Origin of the sequence: Acinetobacter sp. WU_MDCI_Abxe161, assembly GCF_025514355.1 — a bacterium.
GTDB lineage: Bacteria > Pseudomonadota > Gammaproteobacteria > Pseudomonadales > Moraxellaceae > Acinetobacter > Acinetobacter pittii_E.
In genome coordinates this window covers 125,496-143,582 of record NZ_JAHPTU010000006.1, presented here as the reverse complement: position 1 = coordinate 143,582, position 18,087 = coordinate 125,496, and the positions used below count along the sequence as shown (strand labels likewise).

The 18,087-nt window shown below is 37.3% G+C and carries 18 protein-coding genes; 9 read left to right on the top strand and 9 right to left on the bottom strand.

Annotated elements, in window-relative coordinates:
* The 3 genes from KTI78_RS09025 to KTI78_RS09015 are packed head-to-tail and all read left to right on the top strand — an operon-like array spanning position 1 to position 3,614.
* Positions 1-564, top strand: a complete 564-nt coding sequence (locus KTI78_RS09025) for a hypothetical protein (protein ID WP_224992193.1) — start codon at positions 1-3, stop codon at positions 562-564.
* Complete coding sequence (locus KTI78_RS09020; RefSeq protein ID WP_262445855.1) at positions 561-2,921, top strand: hypothetical protein; 2,361 nt, start codon at positions 561-563, stop codon at positions 2,919-2,921. Before KTI78_RS09025 ends, KTI78_RS09020 begins: the two co-directional genes overlap by 4 nt.
* A gap of 3 nt (positions 2,922-2,924) precedes the next feature.
* Positions 2,925-3,614: a hypothetical protein gene (locus KTI78_RS09015; RefSeq protein ID WP_224992191.1), complete on the top strand. Its 690-nt coding sequence runs from the start codon at positions 2,925-2,927 to the stop codon at positions 3,612-3,614.
* Between the two features lie 134 nt (positions 3,615-3,748).
* On the opposite strand, the gene KTI78_RS09010 is transcribed toward KTI78_RS09015, so the two are convergent.
* Entirely contained in the window at positions 3,749-4,420 is a 672-nt protein-coding gene (locus KTI78_RS09010; RefSeq protein ID WP_224992190.1) for a haloacid dehalogenase-like hydrolase, read from the bottom strand.
* Positions 4,421-4,564: 144 nt separating this feature from the next.
* Here KTI78_RS09010 and KTI78_RS09005 point away from each other — a divergent pair, with 144 nt between their 5' ends.
* A complete protein-coding gene (locus tag KTI78_RS09005) occupies positions 4,565-4,918 on the top strand; it encodes a DUF5991 domain-containing protein (RefSeq protein WP_262445854.1) in 354 nt (117 codons plus the stop codon).
* A 67-nt stretch (positions 4,919-4,985) separates the two neighbouring features.
* Here the strand turns inward: KTI78_RS09005 and KTI78_RS09000 are convergent, their stop codons facing one another.
* Positions 4,986-6,329, bottom strand: coding sequence for a GPI inositol-deacylase (locus KTI78_RS09000; RefSeq protein WP_262445853.1), 1,344 nt, complete (start codon positions 6,327-6,329; stop codon positions 4,986-4,988).
* Positions 6,330-6,539: 210 nt separating this feature from the next.
* Here KTI78_RS09000 and KTI78_RS08995 point away from each other — a divergent pair, with 210 nt between their 5' ends.
* The 3 genes from KTI78_RS08995 to KTI78_RS08985 all read left to right on the top strand — a co-directional run bounded on the left by KTI78_RS08995 (position 6,540) and on the right by KTI78_RS08985 (position 10,273).
* A complete protein-coding gene (locus tag KTI78_RS08995; protein ID WP_016142731.1) occupies positions 6,540-7,121 on the top strand; it encodes a YqiA/YcfP family alpha/beta fold hydrolase in 582 nt (193 codons plus the stop codon).
* A gap of 14 nt (positions 7,122-7,135) precedes the next feature.
* Positions 7,136-9,019, top strand: coding sequence for a DNA topoisomerase IV subunit B (parE, locus tag KTI78_RS08990; protein ID WP_004790102.1), 1,884 nt, complete (start codon positions 7,136-7,138; stop codon positions 9,017-9,019).
* 459 nt (positions 9,020-9,478) lie between these two features.
* Positions 9,479-10,273 (top strand): SDR family NAD(P)-dependent oxidoreductase, encoded by a 795-nt coding sequence (locus KTI78_RS08985; RefSeq protein WP_262445852.1) that lies wholly within the window; start codon positions 9,479-9,481, stop codon positions 10,271-10,273.
* A gap of 103 nt (positions 10,274-10,376) precedes the next feature.
* Here KTI78_RS08985 and KTI78_RS08980 read toward each other — a convergent pair whose 3' ends face one another.
* Both KTI78_RS08980 and alc read right to left on the bottom strand, forming a co-directional pair.
* Positions 10,377-10,880: an ureidoglycolate lyase gene (locus KTI78_RS08980; RefSeq protein ID WP_262445915.1), complete on the bottom strand. Its 504-nt coding sequence runs from the start codon at positions 10,878-10,880 to the stop codon at positions 10,377-10,379.
* Positions 10,877-11,887 carry an allantoicase gene (alc, locus tag KTI78_RS08975; RefSeq protein WP_262445851.1) on the bottom strand — a complete coding sequence of 337 codons (1,011 nt, stop codon included), beginning with the start codon at positions 11,885-11,887 and terminating at the stop codon, positions 10,877-10,879. Before alc ends, KTI78_RS08980 begins: the two co-directional genes overlap by 4 nt.
* Before the next feature lie 199 nt (positions 11,888-12,086).
* Here alc and hpxO point away from each other — a divergent pair, with 199 nt between their 5' ends.
* On the top strand, positions 12,087-13,244 hold the full coding sequence (gene hpxO / locus KTI78_RS08970) for an FAD-dependent urate hydroxylase HpxO (protein WP_262445850.1): 1,158 nt from the start codon (positions 12,087-12,089) through the stop codon (positions 13,242-13,244).
* Between the two features lie 55 nt (positions 13,245-13,299).
* On the opposite strand, the gene KTI78_RS08965 is transcribed toward hpxO, so the two are convergent.
* The 5 genes from KTI78_RS08965 to puuE all read right to left on the bottom strand — a co-directional run bounded on the left by KTI78_RS08965 (position 13,300) and on the right by puuE (position 17,427).
* Positions 13,300-14,025, bottom strand: a complete 726-nt coding sequence (locus KTI78_RS08965) for an outer membrane protein OmpK (RefSeq protein WP_262445849.1) — start codon at positions 14,023-14,025, stop codon at positions 13,300-13,302.
* Positions 14,026-14,146: 121 nt separating this feature from the next.
* Complete coding sequence (locus KTI78_RS08960) at positions 14,147-15,514, bottom strand: nucleobase:cation symporter-2 family protein (RefSeq protein WP_262445848.1); 1,368 nt, start codon at positions 15,512-15,514, stop codon at positions 14,147-14,149.
* 24 nt (positions 15,515-15,538) lie between these two features.
* Positions 15,539-15,862 carry a hydroxyisourate hydrolase gene (gene uraH, locus KTI78_RS08955; RefSeq protein WP_262445847.1) on the bottom strand — a complete coding sequence of 108 codons (324 nt, stop codon included), beginning with the start codon at positions 15,860-15,862 and terminating at the stop codon, positions 15,539-15,541.
* The gene (uraD, locus tag KTI78_RS08950; RefSeq protein WP_262445846.1) at positions 15,859-16,362 is read right to left on the bottom strand and encodes a 2-oxo-4-hydroxy-4-carboxy-5-ureidoimidazoline decarboxylase; all 504 of its coding nucleotides are present in this window, start codon (positions 16,360-16,362) and stop codon (positions 15,859-15,861) included. The genes uraH and uraD overlap by 4 nt, the downstream gene beginning before the upstream one ends.
* A 99-nt stretch (positions 16,363-16,461) precedes the next feature.
* Complete coding sequence (gene puuE / locus KTI78_RS08945) at positions 16,462-17,427, bottom strand: allantoinase PuuE (RefSeq protein WP_262445845.1); 966 nt, start codon at positions 17,425-17,427, stop codon at positions 16,462-16,464.
* Positions 17,428-17,679: 252 nt separating this feature from the next.
* On the opposite strand from puuE, the gene KTI78_RS08940 reads away from it, so the two are divergent.
* A complete protein-coding gene (locus tag KTI78_RS08940; RefSeq protein ID WP_001019316.1) occupies positions 17,680-18,030 on the top strand; it encodes an HPF/RaiA family ribosome-associated protein in 351 nt (116 codons plus the stop codon).
* Positions 18,031-18,087 lie beyond the last annotated feature (57 nt).

Here is an 18,087-nt window from a genome sequence, read left to right as displayed (position 1 = left end):
ATGTTTAATAAACAAAATATTGTTTGCCTCTTTTTGGTTTTATTTTCACTGAAAAGTTATGCAAAAGAAGATTTTAATCTTATTTCACAATGTACGGACGAATATGAGACAAGTTGTAATGTTGTTCTAACAGCAAATGGTAAAAAAAATATTTTATTACGCGATATAAAATCACCAAGTATTGAAAAAGTTAATGAAGACATCTTTCATGTAGTAAGTTCATGTGGTTCACCTTGTGTAGGACATTACTTTATCGGAAAACATGAGGAAGATTATACTGAGGAGTTGATTAGTTTTGATATTAAGTCTAAATGTATTATAGAAAGTGATAGTCGTAAAAAGAAAATATATGCAAAAAAGATGTTCACTAATAATAAAAGAATTTTAATAGACTTAAGTGAAAAGAAATTCAATATTCTTCCATCAAAATTTAATTATTACAGTGATTTTAGTGAGATGTCTCATTTTGATAATACTGGAGAGCTCAATTTAATTGCAAATGATTATGGTAAAATTCTATTTAAAAAGAAAATTCAAAATCCTTGTGGAAGTAACAGTAAATGAGTTATTCAGAAGAATTTATAAAGTTTGTTGGGACTGTGGCAGGAGAAGCTGGAGGATGCAGTCCAACCACTTGGAAAGTTGTGGCGCACTGTATAAAAAATAGGATTGGTTTTGCAGAGTGGCTTAATGCAAGAAATATTAGTGATATTTTAAAAAAGAATTTCGATGCTATTACTGATAAAAATCCACCTTTTAAAAAAGCTGTGACAGAAATGTATTCGGGGAATATATCTGATCATACCCAAGATATCATTGAAGCAATATCACCAATTTATCAAGGACTGGAAGAGGATATAACAAATGGAGTTGTATTATATTTTAGCCCTAAAGCTCAAGCAGCTTTACATAAGAAAAATCCAGAAAAATATACTTCACTAGTTCCAGATTTTGCTAAAAGTTCCTTGACTGAAGAAGTAAAAATAAAAGGAACAGAAAATGATGATATGCGTTGGTATAGATATAAAGGCACATCACGTTTCTATGTTCAATTTGTTGATAGAAGTGCTAATGTACTTGCTAAGTCTAGTGTAAGTATTGGGTACAAGAAAACAAAAGTAGTACCAGCGTTAAGTAATTTAGTTACTGATAATCAAGGTAAAATTAGATCATTTCTTGTGAAAGATGGTTGGGGAGCAAGATTTACTATTGATGGTGTTCAAGCGGTTGATAATAATAATAAAGAAATTTTATTAATTGCTGATGGGAAAAATCATTCTTCGGTTATAGTTGTTGCAAGTGGTCGTAGTGGAATAAAATCTCAAACTGACATACATAACCAACAGACATCACCTAGTCAAAAGCAAGAATCTGTAAAAAAAGACACCAAAGCTGAAGTAAATAATGAAAAAAAAGCAGAAGAGGGTGAGAATAATACTAAACAAAAAAACGTTAATTTTAGTATTAAGATCATAGATAGTGAAAATAAGGTAATACCAAATTTTTCCTATTTTTTAAAATATAAAAATGCTGAAAAGAAGCATAGTGTAGGTACTAATGGTATTGAAAATAACTTAGTAGCGTTAAGTGGTGAGGAGATTATAGTTTTAATTAGTGGGCTGGACTCAAAACAAGAAATTATTCGTTTTACAGCACAAGAGGGGATGGGTGAAAAGACTATAAAGGTTAATTTACATACTTTTAATATCCTGTTCAGACATAGAGATACAAAAAAACCTATAACGAATTTGAATTTAATTCAAAAATATAGAAATCAGATAAAGCAAAAAAAGACTGATGGTAATGGAAAGATAACTGTTAGTGCAATGCCAGGATTCGAACTGAATTATAAATTAAGAGATGAACGGAATTTATTAACTATCAAAGTTGATAAAAATAAATCGCTTCGTGTTATCGATGTTGATTCCTCAGCAATAGAGCAAGCATCAAAAAATATAAAGACAGGGACTAAAGTTGTAGAAATATCTCAATCTAAACAACCAATTCCTTCAGCTAAACATAAGCGACTAGTTGATAAGCCAGTTGAAACTCATGACTCTACCCCTAAGAGGGATGAAAAAGTAAAAACCAGTACAGAAGGCCATCCTAAAACTATTGTTATAGATAATAGTGATATAGAGTTTAAAATTTTAACTTATGACAAAATAACTAAGCAATTAGTTAGTAATTGTGAATATATAATTGAGTATAAGGGAAATAAAAACTCTCATATAAGCGGTGTTAGCGGTCTAGGTGCAAAAATACATAAGGGCCAAGCCGGACAAACAATAAAAATATTTGAAAATACAAACCTATTGACCCAAGTAGTATTACAAAAAGATATGAAACCTATATCTATTAATGTTACTAAGTCGGATTCATCTCAACTAAAAGTTAGCGGAGTGGATTGGTGTAGCTTGTTCTTACAAAGTAATAGATTAAGTGATTTAGCTGAGCCTTTCAAAACCAACGCTTCAAAATTTATTAATGGTATGAAAAATGCCGGTATCAGTGTCGTAATTAATACAACTTGGCGTCCATCTGAAAGAAGTTATTTAATGTATTATTCTACAGCGATAGCAAGAGGAGAAATTGCTGTAGATAAAGTACCTCCATTTCCGGGAGTAAATATTGATTGGACACATAAAGGAAATAAAACTGAAGCAATAAAAGCAGCAAAAGCAATGTATAAAAAATATGGTATAGGCAAGAATCCAGTAGGTAAACCAGGCTCTTCAAACCATAATAGAAAAAAAGCAGTAGATATGAGAATATCTAATTATATTGGAAAAGTTGTGACTATTGATGGTGAAAGTATAAAAATTACAAGTTGGGCAACATTAACTCAATTAGGCAAAAAATATGGTGTAATTTGGTATGGTAGTAAAGATGCACCTCATTGGTCAGAGACAGGTAGGTAAAAAGTGATTTACAAAACATTAATTGGTATGTGTTTATTGGGATTGGGCTTAAGTGCTTGTGATAATAAACATTTAAGTGAGACTACTCATGTTAAACCTACTGAACAACATAAAGTCGAGATGCCACAAAAAAAATTACCTTCAGTAGAGAAATTACAGGTTAGTAAAGATATAAAAAAAATGTTAGACAATAAGATTTATTTATTATTAGATTCTGATGAAGGTTGTATAGTAAGTGAAAAACCTCTTAATAAAGATGTTGTAATTGTTTATAAAGAAGAAGAAAAATTTAAATATGATATCGTGAATCCAGTATTGAAAAAAGATAGTAGTGATTGTGTTTCAGAATTAGCTTTTGTTACAGATGAGCCTAATTATTTTTATAATATTAATAAAAGAAGCAAGGATTTAGTTCGAGGCTATGGCTTTGAATTAAATAAGGATCAGATTTTATATAAAAATAATAAAATTAGAGGGGTGGATTTAATAGGGGATGGAATTCCTAATATTATAACTGAATGTTTTTCAAGTGAAGGTGCACATTTTAATATTTTTGGAGGGCACAATAATGAAGAAAAATTAGTACATCGTTACACTTACCTAGATATGAATTTACAAGTATCATGCACTGAAAATGAAAAAATATATAGTAAAGGTCTGTTGGATATAAGAAATAAATATAGAGAAAATTAACTAATAATATTCATGATAAATGAAAATTTAAATAACATAGGCACTTTTATTACTAAAAGTGCCTATGTAGGTTAATTTAATTGATTCTATAGCGTCTTCGGTTAATTAGTTTTCGGTGGCTTCTAAAAATAATATTAATGTTCTAACTTTAAAACCCAATTTAATATTTTTAAGTTGTTGATTTTCATATTTTTAATCTTATTGTTATCCCCGTTAATTAAATAGGGGAGTTTGGCGCCCATCAAAATAGGCAAGTCATCTTCAATATTATCACTATATGTTGCAAACCAAGGTTGTTTGATATCAAGCTTATTCAATCTTCTTACTTTTTCTTCAGACCTACAATGTATCCCACTTATCCATCCTCCTAGTTTCTTTTGCAAAGGAGTACCAATAATTTGTACATCTAGATTGATGGACTCTAGTAAAACATTCGCTAACTTTTCTGGCGCAGCCGTGGCAATAAACACAATCCTTCCATGTGCTAAATGATCTTTAACTTCAGTTATACCTTGCTCAAACCAATATAATGAATCAGAAGTAATATCTTTGATATTATTGGAAAAATTTTTAAAACTATATTCTAATTCTTCTTCATTCATACCATACGTTGCAATCCACAAATACAATGAAGCACCTTTAGATTTATATTTCTTGAATTTCATAAGAGGTAAAGCAATCGAACTAACAATAATTGCAGCGATAAATCTGAGAAGATTAGATTTCAATTTATCTGTTAACCATGCCTTTGTAGAGTCACCCGAAAGTAATGTCCCATCCAAGTCAAAAACAACAATTTCTTTCATATATTTCTCTAAATTTACTAATAGTGATAAGAATTAATTTTTGAAAAGAGTATTTTTAATAGTTTATTTATGAAATCATAAAATATTTTATTGTATTGCAATTTGGTTATAATAGTTTGACTTAATTGTTTATAAATTAATTTAATGAAATTTTTTTGTTTATTATTGCTGGCTCTTTCTGCTAACGCATTTGCAAATACGGATAAGTGGAATGGTACTTATCATTATTATAGTTCAGAAGAGTTGCCGGGTGGTAATGTTGCGACGATAGAATCTGTTTTAACATTAACACCCAAAAAGTGTGAGTATTCTATTAGTGGCTTTCAGGTTGATAAATCTTATATATGCAAAGTGAAAGAGAAAAATAACGAGCTATATTTCTTTAATGTTCAAAGTGGTGAAAAGTTAGGAAAAGTAGTCTTTAAGAAAGGAAAATACTATCTTTATTCTGATGAAGTTTTAGATAGTAAAGACAACTTATTTTTTAAAGATAAATAATAGTTATAGAGCTTTTTTTAAAATATTTAAGATTCTATAAAAAAGCCCAACATAAGTTGGGCTTTTTTTACGTCTCTACAATCCCTTCTAAATCTTCGAGCGTATAGTTCGGCATATCAATAATATGGGTTTGAATACCATCTTGTACATAATCATTAATATGAGGATATAGCCAGCGCGTAATTTGTTCGGCAACACTTGAGTGATACTGTATTTCAAAGTGATTTAAGCCATAAAACACGGCTTTATGCGAATCTGGAACTTTGAGCTGAAAACGTGGATTTGGGTGTTCACCTAGCGCGCTTTTTACACTTACCAAATAGTCACCAATCACCGTCAGCGCTTTGTTACGTACTTTTTCAAACTCGAGGGTGCCTGCCACTAAAAAAGTATTGATATGGGAAGGTAGCGGAGCTGGGGCACGATTATCATCCATCATACCAATTCGGGCATCCATATATTCCCAGTCGTCATCACGGACGCTACCGTGGCGTAAGTCTAAAATGCCATTACTACGAATATTAACCAGTTGACCAAGTAAACCTACGAAAGGAAAAGCCCCGAGTTTGTCTTGTATGGTAAAGCCAAAGCGCTCTAAGACTGCGCCATGATGTGGAGAGCCAATACATACCAGATTCTCGACCATATGAATCCATTGATACATATTTTGTTTGCCATAAAACAAGGCACTACGAGAAACCAATCCGCCCATACTATGGCCAATAATATCAATACTGGTAATTCTTGGATTACGTTGTACTAAATCTTCTAATAAATTTGAAAAGCTGCGGCCATTGGCTGAAATACGTCGACCAGTATTGTAATTTAAATACAGCATGGTGTTATGGTCACGCTGGGCTAACAGACGCTCCCCAATACCGCCATAATGCGCATTTGACCAAGTAAGATGGTTCATACACAAACCATGGGCCAAAATTACAATACGACCTGCAAGTTCTCCTTGTTGGATTGCACCGTAGTGATCGTATAGCACCATGGGTAAGGCGAGGGGGCTATGTTGTTTAAGCAGATAATCCCCAAAAATCCCATTCAAAATTCCAACCAAAAAATGTAGGCTTGGGGTGAGTGGTTTTTCGTGAAGTGTAGGATATTTTTCAATAATATGACGTAAACTTGGCGCTAAAAAACAGCTACCGTATTTTTGTAAAGCGCCATAAGAAAGCTGATATGCCTTTTGCACAAATGGTCGTTTTTGAAAGTTTTTAGCATTTTGTGTGCTCACACCAAAAGCATTTTTTAATACTTCAATATTAATAACTTGAATTAATTCATGTACACCATTTAAGCTGGTACTGAACAGTTGAGCTAAACCTTCTAATACGTCTGCCTGACTAGGGGGCGTACGATCCCATTTACAATAAGTTTCATGTAGTGGTGTTAAGCTCGGCATATCTTTTCCCCATGTACGTTATAACCGACGTTTTAAGCTGTACTTTTTATCAACGGCAGTAAACGTTTCCATCTTAGTAGTTTAAATAACACATGTTTTTAAAATACTGATGAATGGTTAGTTGAGTAGTTTTTCTTGTCTGACAATAGTGTTTTTATATACAAACTGAGAACAAAAATGTGAGTTTATTATCAATTTAGAGGGAAATATATGAATATTATCTACCTCCATGGCTTTAATAGTAGCTCTCTTTCAATTAAGGGACTAAGCCTTAAGCAGTATTGTAGCGAATTGGGTATAAATGTGCATTTGCCAGATTTAAATAGATCTCCCGATCTAGTGGTAGAGCAAGTTTCAACACTTATTGAATCTTTACAAGACGTGGCTTTAGTCGGTAGTAGCCTCGGCGGGTTTTTTGCGACATATTTTGTCGCGAAATATAATATTCCGGCTGTACTGATTAATCCTGCTATGCAACCATGGAAGCTGTTTGATGAGTTATTTCAAGTTGAAAGCATGCCCTATGTGGTGAATGATCAATGGTCAATTGACCATATTCAGTTACGACAGTTACAACAACTTGAACTGAAACAACCTGAAAATGCTGACAAAATACTCGTCTTGTTGCAACAAGGCGACGAAATTTTGGATTATCGTCAAGCACAACGCTATTATAGTGCTGCAACGCCATCCTCATTGATTTTGACGGATGCTCATGGCAATCATGCTATGGAAGATTTTGAAGAAAAATTACCGTTAGTGATCGAATTCTTTGCGCACACCATCAAATAAGGAAAACGTACAACGTGACACAATATACGGCTCAATCGCTTGAAGTCCTTTCTGGTTTAGACCCTGTTCGTCGTCGTCCAGGGATGTATACCGATACGACTCGACCTAACCATTTAGCCCAAGAAGTGATTGATAATGCTGTTGATGAAGCATTAGCTGGTCATGCCGACAAGATATGTGTCACGGTTTATAAAGATGGTTCATTGTCAGTTGAAGATAATGGTCGTGGTATGCCGGTCGATATTCACCCTGAATATGGCCAAAGTGGTATCGAAATCATTCTGACCAAGCTGCATGCCGGTGGTAAATTCAGTACCGATAATTACCAATTTTCAGGTGGTTTACATGGTGTGGGGATTTCGGTTGTAAACGCTTTATCAACACGTGTTGAGGTTGAAGTTCAACGGCAGGGCAACCTATACCAAATGGCCTTTGAGCAAGGTGAACCAGTAGCACCTTTAGCCGTTCTCGAAGGTAAAGCACCAAAACGCGCGACAGGTACAACAGTACATTTTTGGCCAGAAGCGAAATATTTTGATAGTCCAAAATTTGCTTTAAAAGCCCTTAAACACAATTTAAAAGCCAAAGCTGTTTTAGCGGCTGGCTTAAAAATTATCTATATCGATCAAATTAACGATGAAAAAATCGAATGGCAATTTGAAAATGGCCTCGTTGATTATTTGATGGATGAGTTGCAAGACCGTGAAATCTTGCCGAATCCTGCTTTTGTGAGTAATGGTCAGGCAGATCGTGCGGCGTGTGAATTTGCAATTTGTTGGAATGTAGAAGGCGGTGAGCAGGTTCAAGAAAGTTATGTCAACCTGATTCCAACCGCGCAAGGCGGTACTCACGTGAACGGTTTACGCTCAGGTGTAACTGAAGCGTTACGTGAGTTCTGTGAGCTGCGCAACCTGTTGCCACGAAACCTTAAACTTTCGGCAGAAGATGTTTGGGATGGCGTGAACTATATTTTATCGCTCAAGTTCCAAGAACCGCAGTTTTCAGGTCAAACCAAAGAGCGTCTTTCTAGTCGAGAAGCATCTAATATTGTTTTAAACATTGCTAAAGATGCTTTCGCACTTTGGCTAAACCAACATGCTGAAATTGCCATGCAACTGGCAGAAATGGCGATTTCTAAAGCAGGTCGTCGTTTAAAAGCAGCAAAGAAAGTCGAGCGTAAAAAGATTGTTTCTGGCCCTGCTTTACCGGGTAAATTGGCGGACTGTGTCGGTCAAACGCGTGAGGACAGTGAGCTGTTTATTGTCGAGGGTGACTCTGCGGGCGGTAGTGCCAAGCAAGCCCGTGATAAAAACTTTCAGGCCATCATGCCAATTCGTGGAAAAATCTTAAACACATGGGAAGTTTCTTCAGATGAAGTCTTGGCTTCTCAAGAGGTTCACGATATTGCAATTGCGATTGGTGTAGATCCGGGCAGTGATGATTTATCTGAACTACGTTACGGCAAAATCTGTATTTTGGCCGATGCGGACTCGGACGGCTTACACATTGCGACTTTGCTTTGCGCTTTATTTGTTAAACACTTTCCAGCATTGGTTGAAGAAGGACATTTGTATGTGGCAATGCCACCATTGTTCCGTATCGACATTGGCAAAGATGTCCATTACGCGCTTGATGATGATGAACTTGAAACTATTTTGAAAAATATTAAAGGTAATCGTAATCCGCAAATTACCCGATTCAAAGGGTTGGGTGAGATGAACGCGATTCAACTACGTGAAACCACGATGGATCCTAATACACGCCGCTTGGTTCAATTAGATCTTGATGATGCCCATTTTACAGCAGGTTTACTCGACAAATTACTTGCGAAAAAACGTTCGGCAGATCGTAAACAGTGGCTTGAGCAGAAGGGTAACTTGGCTGATATTACTGTTTAATTAAAGTGTGCAGGATAATTTTTTATAAAATTATCCTGCACCTGATAATTCATATAATTTATTGCAAGCAACTAATTTATAAGTAGTTTTCCTGATTTTAGGTATATCCTTTATCTTTTGATGGCCATACTTCTAAAAAAGCTGTCTTATTCTGTTCTTTAAAGAACAAATGTTTTCCTTTGACGGTTGTTTATCCCCTCTGCTGCTAACAATACACTTCATATAAATCATCGTTATGGTGTTTCAGTCATCTCAGTTTTTCCATGAATTTATGTAATTAATTTGCAAAACGTATTGGAACAGGATGAAAGGGAATTTAGTAATACTTTAGCTCTCTTTACATCTTATGTGGTGACTCATCGCTAATAGGTCCTTGATCAGAACGTGGCTAAATCTGGTATAGCCAAAGAATGATTAAAGCGTCTGCACACCATCTTTAAATATGAAAAGGAAAAAGCTATGGATCTCCAACTGAAAGGTAAAACAGCTATTGTAACTGCGGCAACAGCAGGCATCGGTCTAGCAATTGCCAAAACTCTGGCTAAAGAAGGAACTGATGTCATCATTACGGGCCGTACCCAAGACAAATTGGCAGCGGCGGTAGCCGAGATAGAAGCAAATGCTCCCTTGGGCAAAGTACGTGGGTTTTTAGCTGATCTTAGTACATCAGAGGGAGTTGAGACATTAATTTCACAACACCCTTACACCGATATTTTGGTAAATAACTTAGGATATTATGAAGCTAAAACATTTACTGAGATTACAGACGAAGACTGGTGGCATATGCTTAATGTGAATGTTATGTCAGGTGTGCGCTTATCTCGTCACTACTTTCCAAAAATGTTAGAAAATAATTGGGGAAGAGTGATTTTTATGTCGAGTGAAGTAGGAGCATTCACACCACCAGATATGGTGCATTATGGCGTGAGTAAATCTGCTCTATTGGCTGTATCACGTGGAATGGCCGAGTTAACAAAAGGCACGGGAGTTACGGTGAACAGCGTACTTCCTTCTGCAACACGTTCCGAAGGTATCATGGACTATTTACGTCAAACTGCTCCTCGTCCCGACATGACAGATCAACAAATTGAAGCACATTTTTTCGAGACATATCGTCCAAGCTCATTGATTGCAAGAATGATTGAAGCTGATGAAATTGCATCTATGGTTGCGTTGTTGGCAAGTCCTTTGGGATCAGCATCTAATGGGGCAGCAGTTCGTGTTGAAGGCGGAACCTTCCGTTCCATTCTGTAATACTCAAAGCTTAGGTTGGCGTTTGAAGTACACGACTCTGTTCTTACGCGACCATTGGCATTTTGATCACTAAATTAAAATAGACAGATTTGTCTATTTTAATTTAGACAGTAATTTTTATAGCTTCCGGAAATTGAAAAACATCACAATTTGCGCCATTACCAATTCGATCCACCACTGCAAAATCACTTGGTGCCTCAAAGGTAAGCAAAGGATGATGCCATGTGCCTGCCCGATAATTGATACTTTGCTTACCGTCTGAGATAAAAGCACATAGCTTTGAAATATCGGGAGTATTCTCATCTAAAGCGGGCGCCACAATGATTAAAAACTTTTGTTGTTGTAATGGGATAAATGCTTGAGAGCCTTTCGGATGGCGTTCTAACATAGAAATTTCCAGAGGAAGAACACTGGCTTTAATATTACGGAAAATACTAATTCCTGCTTTCGCTTCTCCCTCAATTTCAGTTTCAACGAGCGCATGGTAGCGCTCGGTGTGGGCATCATTAATATGAAAAAAGTCATGCCCGTCACAACAAATAACTTCTCCGAAGGGCTGAAATTTTTCAATTGTTAAAGGCTGAATTTGAAAATTATTCATGATCATGACTTGGCAATTTTTCCCCATAAACGAACACGGCTAATACCACCATCGGGAATCATGTTAATACGAATATGCGAGATTTTTTCATGTTGTAAAATCTCATTCACATATTCATGAATATGATCCATTTGCATCGGTTGAGCTTCAAGTAAATAAGACCAGAACATACTTTGAGGAATTAACTGTGCATCGGTTGGATTTTCAAGGTAAACCGCCTGAATAGAAACCTCAGCAGGGAAGTTCCCTTTAAAGTGAGCCGTATCAATTTCAAGTTTCTCAATTTTTCCGCTTTTACCGAGTGCAAGAATACACCAGTCATAACCCGGTGCTCGGCGGCGTTTGGTTTCCCATCCATCGCCCATATTGACGCCACGGCCTGGGTTAATCAAATTACGTGGATGTCCAAAGTGCGCATCGCTATAGGCAACTACACGGCCACCATTTTCGAGGGCTAATAAATCGAGAGTTTGTTCGCTGTCAGTCACTTGAATATGAACATCACCATAGACACGTAAACGGGCAATACCACCATCTGGGAAAATATTAAGGCGTATATGAGTGAAAAGTGCATCATTATTGACCATGAAAATATGATGCTGGCTTGGGCCGAGTTCAGTATTTCCTAAAAGATTCTCCCATTTTGCCCCTGTAAGGTCACCATTTGGTGCATAGCATGCTTCTAATGATGCAGAAGCTGGATAATTTCCTGTAAAAAAGCTGGTATCGATATCAAGAGCAGTGATTTTTCCACTCACCCCTAGTTTTACAATACACCAGTCATAGCCCGCATGACGCTTACGGCGGGTTTCCCAGCCGTCCATCCATTTGCCGTTATCATCAAATTTATCTTCAACAAAAATGGGTGCTTCAAATTGCAGCATACGCTTTGCTTCTGCAAAGAAATCGTCTGAACACTCAATGACTTGTGCACCAATTCGGGCATCTGCCAAATTAGTTTTAGTATTCAAAATTTCAGGAAGTTCAAAAGCTGGGGCGTGCAATGTTGCCATAGGGGAGTATCCGTATTTCTTGTTAAAAACATGATTTTTCATTTAAAACTGCACTCACACTGAGCGTGCCGAGACGAGTTTTGTACTTAAATATATAAGCATGGTGCATGCCAGTTTTGTGGAAAAGCTAAATAATTTTTGAACGATGGCATGTTTTTAGCATAAGCACCTTATAGGTCAATATCTATAGGAGCGTGTTATGAATGTGGTGATTATTGGTGCGGGAATGGGAGGTCTAACCACAGGCATTGCATTAAAAAAATTTGGTCACCAAGTCCGCATTTTCGAGCAAACTGAAAAAATCCTTCCTGTCGGTGCAGCAATTTCGCTATGGTCAAATGGTGTGAAATGCCTAAATTATCTGGGATTAACCGAGAAAATCGCCAAACTTGGTGGACAAATGGATGACTTGGCCTATGTAGATGGTTTAACTGGCGATGTGATGACACAATTCAGTTTAGTGCCATTAATTGAAGAAGTAGGCCAACGACCTTATCCAGTTGCACGTGCTGATTTACAAAATATGCTCATGGATGAATTTGGCCGAGATCAGATTTATTTAGGCAAAAAAATGGTCCGCCTTGAAGACAAAGCTGATTATGTCGAGGTTCATTTTGCAGATGGCAGTTCAACGCAGGCTGATCTATTAATTGGGGCTGACGGTACCCACTCACTTACACGGACCTATGTGTTGGGCCAACAAGTACAGCGCCGTTATGCGGGATATGTGAACTGGAATGGCCTAGTTGAAATATCTGAAGATTTAGCACCAGCCGAGCAATGGACGACATATGTGGGGGAAGGCAAGCGTGCGTCTCTGATGCCGGTTGCGGATGGTAAGTTTTATTTCTTTTTAGATGTGCCTTTGCCAGCAGGTTTAGACAATAATCGAGATGACTATAAAAAACTTTTAAAACAATATTTTGCTGATTGGTGTTTGCCAGTACAGCAACTCATTGAGCGCTTAGACCCGCAAAAGACCAATCGGGTCGAAATACATGATATTGAACCGTTCACTCAATTTTATAAAGGTCGCGTGGTGATTTTAGGGGATGCTGCACACAGCACGACACCTGATATTGGCCAAGGCGGTTGCCAAGCGATGGAAGACGCAATTTATTTAGCGCGTTCTCTGCAAATTAACACTTTAGGTGTCGAAGATGCTTTGCGACGCTATCAAAACAAGCGTAATGAACGTGCCAATGAATTGGTACTTCGTGCACGCAAACGTTGTGATGTGACCCATATGAAAGATGAAGCTGTTACACAAGCATGGTATGAAGAACTACGCCGTGAACAAGGCGGACATATTATGCAGGGGATTATTAGCAATATTGTGGGTAATCCACTCGATTAAAAACAAAAACAGCAAGGATTCTTCCTTGCTGTTTTTATGCTTCTAAATAAAAATTTTAGAAGTGGTATTTAACCAATGCACTAACGTTATTTTCGTCGGCACCTTTAATACCAAATTTGTTATTCCACACTGAGTGCTCGATACCTAGGTATAAACGTGTATCAGGAGAAATGTGTTTACCTACATTCCATTTCCATTGAGTTGTCCAGTTCAACTCGCTTGCATGGTCATCTTCAGCGGTTGACCAGTCAAGGAAACCATCTACCAAGAAATCTTCAGATCCTAATTTTAATGGAATGCCGTAAACGAATGTCATTTGATAATCGTCGTCAGTTTTCTCATTATTGGCACGGTAGAAGTTTAAATTCGCATATTGGAAATATGGGATATCTAAATCAACTGCGAAACCATAAAGGAAGTTGTCGAAGTTGTTGCCGTTTTGAGAGTTACTCTCCCAAGTGGTACTAATCAACACATCTTTTACTGGGCCATATGCCAGTTTTTTACCAGCTACTTCACCTAAACTTAAACGTGGTGATAACTCAAAATAAGTGCTTTTATAGTCATCTTCGCCACGCATGCGGTCTAAGAAGAAAAATACGTCAGCATATTTAACTTTCGCTGCATATTCCAAAGTAATCGTGGTTTCTTTCTCATCTACAACTTCATAGTTTTCACCATAAAGTCCAGTCACGCTAAAATCTTGCCAAATTGGTTTCGCCTGAACCATGGCCGTTGCAGATAACAAGGCACAAGTCGCCGCAAGTTGCTTTAATTGCATTTAAATGATCTCCCCCCAAATAAAGCACGCTAAGGATACAGGGTCTTAAGCAAAAATGAAGCCAAATTTGATCAACGGTTAAAAAAAAGCCCACCGAAGTGGGGCGCTAAAAATTAAATCTTTAATGAGTATTTCTTGTGTTTATTGTTTGGCTTAAATGTGGTGTACGCGAACTGCGAAATGAGGGTAAATGATTAAATAATAAATTCAACAAGATAGCAAAAATACATGTTGAACTAATACCTGAGTGAAATAATGTTTGTACCCAAACTGGGAAATGGGCATAAAACTCATGGTTAATAATTGGAATCATCCCTGCTGATAAAGCAGTTGCCACAATAATCAAATTTTTCTGATCGTTATAATCTATTTTTGCCAAAGTGCGAATTCCACTCGCTGCAACCGATCCAAACAAGACCAAACCTGCACCACCAAGTACAGGCATTGGAATCGCGGCAATCAAACGACCCATAATAGGGAGTAGGCCCAAAATAATCAGAATCACACCACCTGCTGCGACTACAAAGCGGCTTTTGATGCCTGTAATCGCAACCAGTCCAACATTTTGGGCAAAAGCACTTTGCATGAATGAACCAAAGATAGGCGCAAAAGCACTCGAAAACATATCTGCACGAACGCCATTGGCGATTCGTTTCGAATTGACTTCAGTTCCTACAATATCTCCGACAGCAATAATATCAGCTGTGGTTTCCGTCATAATCACTAAGGTCACAATCAACATCGATAAAATTGCACTGAGCTCGAAAGTTGGTAAACCAAATGCAAATAAGTGTGGAAATTGCAGCCATTCGCCTGAACTCACCTGACTAAAATCACCAAAACCCATGAAGTAGGCAAGGGTAGTACCAACAACAATAGCCAACAAAATTGATAAACGACGAATGCTTGCTTGCGGCAGCATATTTAAAACAATCACAATGCCTAAGGTCAGCAGGGCCAAAGAAATATTTTCTACGCTACCCCAGTCAGGCGCTTTGTTGTTACCACCCATCATCCAGCGAATTGCAACAGGTAGCAAAGACAATCCAATAATCGTAATGACGCATCCAGTCACAACGGGTGGGAAAAACCGAATAATTTTTGAGAAGTAAGGCGCAAGGCATAGTCCAATCAGAGATGCAGCAATGACCGCGCCGTAGACAGCAGGCAAACCACCGCCTGTGGTGATAATGGCAACCATGGTGGCTACACCTGCAAAAGACACACCCTGTACCAGAGGTAATTTTGCGCCTAAATATTTGGTTCCGATTGTTTGGATTAGGGTTGCCAATCCACCTACAAATAGAGCTGCTGCAATGAGCATTCCGATTTGTGCTGAGCTTAAGCCAGCTGCCGTTCCAATAATCAAGGGCGGGGCTACAATGCCACCATACATGGTCAGCACATGCTGTAAGCCGTAAGCAAAACTTTTGGAAATTCCTAAATATTCATGCTCTGGAGAAATCGCATTTTTTTGCTGATGGGTCATATTTTTCTCCTATTTATATTTGAATTAACTACCGCGATAAGTGGAGTAAGCAAATGGGCTGATCAGTAATGGAATGTGATAATGCTGATTGACGTCGTCTATAAAAAATTGGATACAAACACGTGGGAAAAAAGTTTTGACTTGTTGTGATGAAAAATAAGGTGCAATTTCAAATTCAAGTTGATAAGCGCCTTCACCTAAGTCTTTTATTCCAAAATTACTCACTCGACCGTCTTGATTGGTAATTGCAGTCGCTATCAGCTCATGAGTTTCTGCATGAAACAACTTCACTTCTACCTGTGCAGCTGGTTTACCTAAATTCGTATCTAAAATATGAGTGCTGATCATGCTTGTATTTCCTGAGATAGGCGTAATAGAGCAATCGCTGCGAGTTGCCCATGTACAATTGTTTTTTCAATAGCCAAGTCATTTTGTAGACGTTCATGTAGTTTTTTTAAAATTTCATCGCTACTGAGGCCTGCCGCTTTAATTAAAAAAATAAAGCCAAACTTTTGTTCATAATCAAGGTTGCCTTGTAGCAGAGCTTGTTGTGTTTGTTCATCTAAAGAAATGCCAGCTTGTTCTTTAGATGAAAAATCTTGCTCTTTTGCATTGAGTTGTTTTTTAGCTTGGCGTTCACCAATTTTTGGATGGGTTGCTAAAGCAGTTTCAATGTCTTGCCATGACCACATTTGACTTAAATTTTCTGCATATTCCAAAAGAGATGCTTTTGTTGAATAGGGGCGTTCTGAAATAATTTTTTCGGCCCATGCAGGAATATGGACGCAGTTGTTTAACAGAGTCTTGAGTTGTTCTGGTGAGGCTTGATTAAACTCGACTAAAAACACTGTTATTCCTAAACTCGTTAATGTGATATAGAGTTTTAGCAATAACAGTGCCAAGAGTGATTTGTAATTCGCTGATGAATTTGGAAAATTAAAAATCAATTATTGAGTTATGTGATTTTTATACCAATGCTGCGCAATATCCTGTCGACGACATATCCAAACAAGATCATGCATTTGAATATAGTCGAGGAACCTTTGTAGCGCTTTAAAACGGCCTGGTCGCCCTAAAATACGGCAATGCATTCCAATTGACATCATTTTTGGTGCAGTTTCTCCTTCTGCATACAACACATCAAAACTATCTTTTAAATATTGAAAAAACTGTTCTGAGCTATTAAATCCACCCGGCGAGCAGAACTTCATGTCGTTACATTCCAAAGTATAAGGAATAATGAGGTGAGGGCGTGATGCACCAGCTGTATCGGTGAGAGTCGTCCAAAAGGGCAGGTCATCGCCATAATAATCAGAGTCATATTGAATTTGCGGAAATTCTGCAAGTAACTGACGTGTATTCGGGCTGTCACGTCCGGTGTACCAACCTGTCACTTTATTTCCAAACAAGTTTTCTAAAACAGATAAAGCCTGTTCGATATGCTGCTTTTCAACTTCCCTATCGGTATCTTGATAGTGAAGCCAACGGTAACCATGAGAAACCACATCATAATCAGCTTCCTTAATCGCCTCCACAATATAAGGATTGCGGGCAAGCGCCATAGCTACTCCGAAAATGGTCATTGGAAGTTTGCGCTTTTGGAACTCATTATGAATGCGCCAAAAACCAGCACGTGAACCATATTCGTACATAGAGTCCATCGACATATGTTTCGCCGGGTAACTTGCTGCACCAATAATCTCCGATAAAAACTGTTCTGAGCCATCGTCGCCGTGCTCAATATGTTTTTCGCCACCTTCTTCATAATTAAGCACAAATTGCACTGCAACCTTGGCATTGTTAGGCCATTTAACCTGTGGAGGTTGCCCGTGATAACCGATCAAATCACGTGAATAAGGAGACTTTTGAATTTGCTCAATGAGCTCGGCTCCAGATAAATAAGATTTGGACACGATTGCTCTCCTTTTGTTCAATTTTTCATAAAAATTTAAAAAATCAGCTTGCATATTTTTATAGATGGACTGATATTGAAGATATGAAGATCTTCAAAATAAATTAAAAGCAGTACGTTTAAGTCAGGAGATAACAAACCATTACACCATCAAAATGTACAATTGAAGTCGGTTCATGCATGCTTAAAACATGCCAACATAAAAAAGTTTTGCATAGAAAAGATCCACAGTAAGAAAGAGAGGATGGTATTTATGAATATTGAAATCCGCACAGATAAAAACATCCATAACAGTGAACGTTTAATTACTTATGTACGTGCAGAACTTACTCAAGAATTCCAACGTCATAGCGAACGTATTACGCATTTCTCGGTTCATTTTAGTGATGAAAATGGGGACAAAGGTGGTGACAAAGATATCCACTGTATGATTGAAGCACGTCCTTCAGGTTTAAAACCGGTTGCAGTGCACCATAAAGCAGGAAATATTGATGCCTCAATTCATGGTGCGATTGAAAAATTAAAACGTAGCCTTGAACATACTTTTGAGAAAAAAGAACACCCGAGAGGTGGACAACCAGAATTCATTGATGATGAAGTCTAATTGAAAACGCTAAAAAGCCCTTCGGGGCTTTTTTTATATTTGATGAAAATAAAACTA